At 36.5% G+C, this 7,094-nt stretch carries 5 protein-coding genes; all 5 read left to right on the forward strand.

Features of this window, described 5'->3' with window-relative positions; all coding sequences use genetic code 11:
* The gene (locus L877_RS0108750) at positions 1-1,635 is read left to right on the forward strand and encodes a class I adenylate-forming enzyme family protein (RefSeq protein WP_026835745.1); all 1,635 of its coding nucleotides are present in this window, start codon (positions 1-3) and stop codon (positions 1,633-1,635) included.
* Positions 1,636-1,773: 138 nt separating this feature from the next.
* The gene (locus L877_RS13610) at positions 1,774-5,343 is read left to right on the forward strand and encodes a S8 family serine peptidase (RefSeq protein WP_051437774.1); all 3,570 of its coding nucleotides are present in this window, start codon (positions 1,774-1,776) and stop codon (positions 5,341-5,343) included.
* A gap of 107 nt (positions 5,344-5,450) precedes the next feature.
* Entirely contained in the window at positions 5,451-5,681 is a 231-nt protein-coding gene (locus L877_RS0108760; RefSeq protein WP_026835746.1) for a hypothetical protein, read from the forward strand.
* On the forward strand, positions 5,671-6,561 hold the full coding sequence (locus L877_RS0108765; RefSeq protein WP_026835747.1) for a leucine-rich repeat domain-containing protein: 891 nt from the start codon (positions 5,671-5,673) through the stop codon (positions 6,559-6,561). Before L877_RS0108760 ends, L877_RS0108765 begins: the two co-directional genes overlap by 11 nt.
* A gap of 35 nt (positions 6,562-6,596) precedes the next feature.
* Positions 6,597-7,094 (forward strand): leucine-rich repeat domain-containing protein (locus L877_RS0108770; RefSeq protein ID WP_026835748.1); only part of this gene is annotated, 498 nt, incomplete at its 3' end.

Consider the following 7,094-nt stretch of genomic DNA (forward strand, 5'->3'; position numbering starts at 1 on the left):
ATGCCAATTATAGATTATTTGGAGCGAAATGCCAGAGATTTTGGAAATGATGTCGCTCTTGTAGAGTTAAATCCTGAGCAGGAAAATGCCAGGAAAGTAACATGGAAAGAGTATGACTTGATTCAGTCGACTCAAAAAGAGTCCTATAGAATTAGTATTACTTGGGGTGTATTTAACGAAAAGGCCAATAGAACAGCCAATATGATTCTCGAGAGAGGTGCCAAAAAGGGCGATAAGGTTGGAATACTTCTCATGAATTGTTTGGAGTGGTTGCCTATATACTTTGGTATTTTAAAGGCAGGATGTATTGCAGTGCCGCTTAACTTTAGATATGATTCAGATGAGATTCTATATTGCGCTGAGTTGGCAGATGTAGATATTCTTTTGTTTGGACATACCTTCATAGGTAGAATCGAAGCCATTGCTGACAAACTTAGTCACAACAGACTTCTCATTTACGTGGGAGATTCATGTCCGACTTTTGCGGACAATTATCATGATTTGGTAGCTAATTGTTCTAGTCAGAATCTTGATATTCCGCTTACAGATGATGATTATGCAGCTATCTACTTTTCATCGGGAACAACAGGCTTTCCAAAGGCTATTTTGCATAAGCACAGAAGCCTTATGCATGCTGCAAAAGTTGAGCAAAACCATCATAGCACTTCAAAAGAAGACACTTTTTTATGTATTCCGCCATTATATCACACCGGTGCCAAGATGCATTGGTTCGGTAGTTTGGTAGTTGGTTCCAAGGCCGTTTTGTTGACGGGAACCAAAGCTGAGTACATATTTGATGCTGTATCCAATGAACATTGTACAATAGTATGGCTACTTGTTCCTTGGGCACAGGATATTCTTGATACCCTCGACAGAGGAGATATCAAACTAGATGATTATGAATTGTCTCAGTGGCGTCTTATGCACATCGGTGCACAGCCAGTTCCACCGTCACTTATTAAGAGATGGAAGGAATATTTTCCAAATCATCAATATGACACTAACTACGGACTCAGCGAGTCAACAGGACCGGGTTGCGTGCATCTCGGTGTGGAGAATATTCACAAAGTCGGAGCTATCGGAATCCCTGGATATGGTTGGGAATGTAAGATAGTAGATGAAAATGGTCAGACAATCACAGACGACACGCCAGGTGAACTCTGTGTCAAGGGACCAGCTGTTATGGAATGTTATTATAAGGACGAAAATGCAACTAATGATGTTCTCAAAGACGGTTGGCTTTTCACGGGAGATGTTGCCAAGCGCGATGAGGATGGTTTTTATTTCCTTGTTGATAGAAAGAAGGATGTAATTGTATCAGGTGGAGAGAATCTATATCCTGTACAGATAGAAGATTTCCTTAGAAAATATGATAAAGTTAGAGATGTTGCTGTTATTGGATTCCCAGACAAGCGTCTTGGGGAGATTCCGGGTGCGATTATCTCGATCAAGGATGGCATGGAGTGCACAGAAGAGGAAATCAACGAATTTTGTCATGAGCTACCTAGATACAAGAGACCTAAGAAAATTGTATTTGCTGACGTTCCTAGAAATGCCACCGGAAAGATTGAAAAGCCAAAACTCAGAGAGTTTTATGGTCTTGTAAATCTTGTGGAAAAAGAGAATAAAGATTGATTATTTGTCTTTTGGAATGATGAAATATTATTATGCTCTTTGAGAAATCAAAGGGCATAATAATTGGAAACAATTATTGTTTGACATAAGTTTGAGTCAAAACTATTAATTATTTATATATTGTTAGGAGGAAGCTAAATGAATCTAATTAAAAAAAGAAGTAGTATAGCAGTACTACTTGTATTTTGTATGTCAGTTTGCTTATTTGCTGGATATTCAAAAGCAGATGCAAAAGAAATAGTAAAAGAAGTAGAAGACAATGATTACAGAATCACAATTACCGAGCAATCCTCTTGGGATTCAGGCTCTGTAGCGGAAGTTCGGATAAAGAATACTAGCGACAAAGCTATTAGAAACTGGGGCGTATCACTATCGTTGACTTCTGGGAAAGTAATTAATTGCTGGAATACAGATGCTACAAACAAAGACAATCGATATGAGTTTAGATGCCATAATGACAACAGAGAAATAAAACATGGAAAAGAAATAGCTTTTGGTTATCAGCTATCAGGGGCGGATATATCAAATGTTACTGATGTTAAATTAGTTAAATATTTTACGGAGAATAATAAATCTGAAGATTATTCTATCAATCACAGAATCGTAAATCAATGGGATAACAAAGCCACTATAGAAACTGTTATTACCAATAACACAGATAGAACACTTGAGGACTGGGAAATCAGTTTTTCTTTTGATGCAAAGATTTATAATATCTGGAATGCAAAAGTTAAGAGTGTTGATGGAGAAATTATAACGATTCAGAATGCAGACTATAACGCCGAGATTAAGGCTGGTCAGTCAGTGAGCTTTGGGTATCAGGTGGAGTTTCCAGATGAGGTTGTGACATGTCCATCGGAAGAGAATTTAAAAAGTATAAATGGAGCAGTGGAAGAATACAACACTCCAACAATGAAGCCAATTGATAAAGAAACTGAGGTGCCACAATTAGTGGAAACTGATAATCCAGCTGTAAGTACTCAGCCAGAAATCATCACCCCACAGCCAACAGAAAAGCCAGAGATAGAAACTGAAGATGATGAAGATGAAGAGGAGTCAGAGGATTCCGAAGATATCGTTCCGATATATGATGATATAGAAAACATCGATTGGAACATGGATATGATTAACAAGACTACAGATGTAGTAAACGAGGAAATATCAAATCCCCAAGCAAGGATAAAAGTAGCGATACTTGATTCAGGGGTTGATTACTCTGACGAAGTTAACGTGGTAGAGAGAAGAGACTTCTTAAATGAATATGAAGAAGGCGAGGAGGATGAAACATCAGAAATCTTTAATGATCCAACAGGTCATGGAACAGCAATAGCAGAGATACTTGCATCTAATCCAAAGGATAAACCGATGTATTTTTCAAAGGATGAGATTGAAGAAGAAGCTGAGGATGTAAGCGATTTTATTGATGAAGATAAGCTTGAAAAGGATGATGCTGAAAAGCTGACTGATGAGCAAATCGAAGAAATGATTGCTGAGGACGAAGAGCCTTTGGCGGATGACGAGTATACATTGGCTGATCTTGCGGACAGTGGATATGAGTGGACAGAGGGAATTAATCCTGGAATGGAACTTTATTCTGCAAGAGTTCTTGATGAGAACAACGAGGCAACTGTAGATAGAATTATACAAGCTATAGACTGGGCAATTGAAAAAGATGTAAATATCATAAATATGAGTTTTGGTATTAAAGATAATTCCTCAAAACTACATACAGCCATAAAAAAGGCATATGATCATGGTATACTTATAATAGCGTCAGCAGCTAATGAAGGCACCAAGGAATATCCTGCAGCATACAAGGAAGTAATGGCTGTTGGCGCAGTTGATGCAGAATGTAAAGTGTCAGAAGATGCGCCGGATAACAATGGTGTTGAAGTTGTTGCGCCTGGTGACTTTATCATATCAAGAGGATCCTTTGGTCTAAGAGAGGTATTCTCTGGAACAAGCATGGCAGTACCTCATGTAGTAGGTTTAGCTTCGCTTATCTGGCAGAAGGATACAACAAAGACAGCAGACTTTGTTAGAGAGCTGATTAAGGCAACTGCTAAAGAGTGTGGAAATGAGAAACTTTATGGAGAAGGCCTTATTGATTGCAGCTTTGCACTAGAATCTTATGATGAGTTTTCTAAGAGTTATAGAAAGCATGAGGAGTTTGAAGGGGAAAATAGCGAAGAACCTGAGGTGGATGAGGATATAAGTAAGATTTCGGGAAGCTGGAATTGGAAGGTTCATGAAGGGTATGTTAATTCTTGTCTTAAATTAAAGAAACAAAGGATCAATGATACTAGCATACGTGTTTTAAAAATAGGGGCAACATGTTCAGATACAAAGAAGAACACCGGACTTTATGGCATGAAAGACCATCCATGGTTTCACGGCTTTTATGCATATATGCCTAAGAAAACTAATATCAACCAAGAATCAAACTATATGATTGCATACAAGTACATGTATAGATTGGCTGTTCAGCAAAGTAAGGGAGTCAGTCCGAAAAAATATTTGAGTGGATTTGATCTTCCAAAGATTGTAGGAACAACCACAGAAGGTGAAGGGAAAGTAATAGGTGGAATTTATGATGCTTTTGCAGAGGGAAAGGTTGGAAGCTACTCATGGAAAAAGATTCTGTCAAAAAAAGGCAATAAACTAAAAGTTACAAAAACAAACAAGAGCTTAATATTGTTTAGTATGGCAGCTCACACAGTAGCGGATATATTTGCTCACAGTGCATATGGACATAATAAAAAAGCAAAAAAGAAGCATGTTATATGGAATCCATTGAAACACAAAAAGGTTGGAGATAAAGTTTTGGCAGGAGATGCTGATAATACTGAAGTGTGTAAGAACAGACTAACAGACTCAAAGAAAGTAGTTAATGCGTTGCTTAATAGAATTGTTATAAAGGACAGAACGTTTAATCGTTTTAAAAGTGAATCAGGAGCATTTAGTGTGTTCTTAAAACCTAAATATCAAAGTATCAATGATGGAATAGTAAGTGATATATATGGCAATGTATATGTCAAGGCAGGCTTTTTCAAGGAGACCTATGTATTGGAAAAGTTTGATAAATATGCGAAGGAGACTGATATATTTTATAAAAAATATCCGAAGTCCAGGAGTATAATCCAAGGAATGACTTATTCTTATGCAAAGGACAAGCTAAAAGATTTTACATTTATAAATGTGAATCTTGCTGTAATAAAGCAAGTATCAGGGACTATGCCTAAAGCGGTAGTGACTGTGAGAGATTCCCATACGATGCAATCATTGGGGGAAAACAAACTATCGAGCCATGATATTTCTTTGTGTATATCAAAAGATAGTGATTTGTTATTGTTTATCACGGATAAAGAAGCACAGAAAAGAGGCATAATTCGTTATGTAAATGGCACTGTAATCACGGGTGGAATAGGAATTGTATCTGATGACAAAGAAAAATTGTATTCTGGAAATATCATAGATGAAGTTGAAGAGGATGAAGTGATTTGTGATTATGAGAGTACAAGCTTTGATTTGACGGATACAAAATATCGCATGGAGATAGAGTATAATAAATCTGCTAGGGATGTGAATTGTATGTTGGTGCGTTTTGATAAGGATAATAACATGGAATTATGCTACAATAATGTTCGACAATATACGAATGATCATCTGATAGTTAATGAAGACGGCCCAGATGGCATGAAATATTAAGTTGGTATGATGGAAATCTAGCAAAAAAGAGTGTAGAAACGGATTACATAGACCCCGAGAATAATTATGCATTCCTTGTCATGTCGGATATAAGCAAAGAAGAGTATATGAATAATAAGGATGATTATCAATATATCTGTTCGGAGTCAGGCGTAAAGGTTAAATTATATAGAAATGATGAAACTACCCCTGTTTTAGAAATGGAAGTTCCACGACAGATAGGATACTCATGGGAGCCATTTTATATAAGAGGAATAAATGGCGGAATATATGTTTATGACAAGATAAGTGAGAGAGTAAATTGTACGATTGGAGGCGGAGAATATTATGAAAAATAGAATAATCAAGACAACATTTGCGTTAATGCTATGCTTAAGCATGCTTGTATCTACGGATGTAACTGCAAAGGTGAAGAGTGGAACCTGGAAAAACATGAAGTGGAGCTATAATACAAAAACCAGACTTTTAAAAGTGTGGGGAAATGGCTATATGGATTATGTTGGTGATCTAGGAGCTGCTGCAGGATGGGTGCAGTATACCAAAACATATGATGCAAAAAAACTTGTAATAAGTGGAAATGTGAAAAGTGTAGGGTATTTGTGTTTTTTAGATTATCAAAAATTAGAAGAAGTTGTATTGCCGAAAAATATAAAAATAATATCTGACGAAGCGTTTATGAAGTGTAGTAATTTGAAAAGAATCAATTTGCCTTATGGACTAAATAGGATAAAAGATGGAGCATTTGCGCTGACTTCAATAAATAAATTAGAAATTCCTGGAACGGTAAAATGTCTTGAAGCAAAATCACTAGCAAGTATGGTTGATTTAAAGGAATTAAATGTAAATAATGGTGTAAAGGAGTTAGGAGACAGCTTCCTAGATTCAGACACCAAACTCAGAATACTTCGATTACCAAAATCACTAAGAGTACTGGATGAGTACTGTCTTATAGGCTGCGGTCTGAAAAAAGTAACCATACCATCCGGTGTCGCCAATATTCGAGAAGGAGCTTTTTCAGATATGAAAAAGCTTAAAACAATAAAAATTAAGTCAGTTAAAGTTAAGGAATGGGGAAAAAAACTCTTTTATACTTTTGGTAGAAAACCGCACAAAATCAAGGTGATTGTACCAAAGTCAAAGTACAAAGAGTACAAGAAGATAATTCTTAAGAATGCGGGGAACAAGAAGGTAAAAGTAGTAAAAGCAAAGAGATTTTAAGGTGACGCTTTAAACACCTAGAGGAAGAGAATACCATGTCAAAAAGAATAACAAAGATAATGGTACTTGTATTATGCTTTAGTTTTGTGATTATATCTACAGATGTAACTGCCAAAGTAAAGAGTGGAACCTGGAGAAACATGAAGTGGAGTTATAATACAAAAACCAGGCTTTTAAAAGTGTGGGGGAATGGCTACATGGATTATGTTGGTGATCTGGGAGCTGCAGCAGGATGGGTGCAGTATACCAAAACATATGATGCAAAAAAACTTGTAATAAGTGGAAATGTGAAAAGTGTAGGGTATTCCTGTTTTGAGAGTTTTACTAAGATTGAAGAGGTTATTTTACCCCAAGGAATAAAAAAGATATCACATTTTGCTTTTTTCAATTGTCAAAACTTAAAAAAAATAAGTTTTCCACATGGGCTGCAAAAGATTAAAGAAGCAGCATTATCAAGGACAAATATAAAGAAAATAATAATTCCAGGGACGGTCAAGAAGCTTGATGAAGCGTCGTTAGCGGATATTCCGTTT

Source organism: Eubacterium xylanophilum ATCC 35991, assembly GCF_000518685.1.
In the GTDB taxonomy this organism is placed as follows: Bacteria; Bacillota; Clostridia; order Lachnospirales; family Lachnospiraceae; genus Eubacterium_F; species Eubacterium_F xylanophilum.

Excerpts from the sequence above, each read along its gene's own strand:
- L877_RS0108750 (WP_026835745.1), top strand. The coding sequence starts at position 1 with ATGCCAATTATAGATTATTTGGAGCGAAATGCCAGAGATTTTGGAAAT.
- L877_RS0108760 (WP_026835746.1), top strand. The coding sequence starts at position 5,451 with ATGAATAATAAGGATGATTATCAATATATCTGTTCGGAGTCAGGCGTA.
- L877_RS13610 (WP_051437774.1), top strand. The coding sequence starts at position 1,774 with ATGAATCTAATTAAAAAAAGAAGTAGTATAGCAGTACTACTTGTATTT.
- L877_RS0108765 (WP_026835747.1), top strand. The coding sequence starts at position 5,671 with ATGAAAAATAGAATAATCAAGACAACATTTGCGTTAATGCTATGCTTA.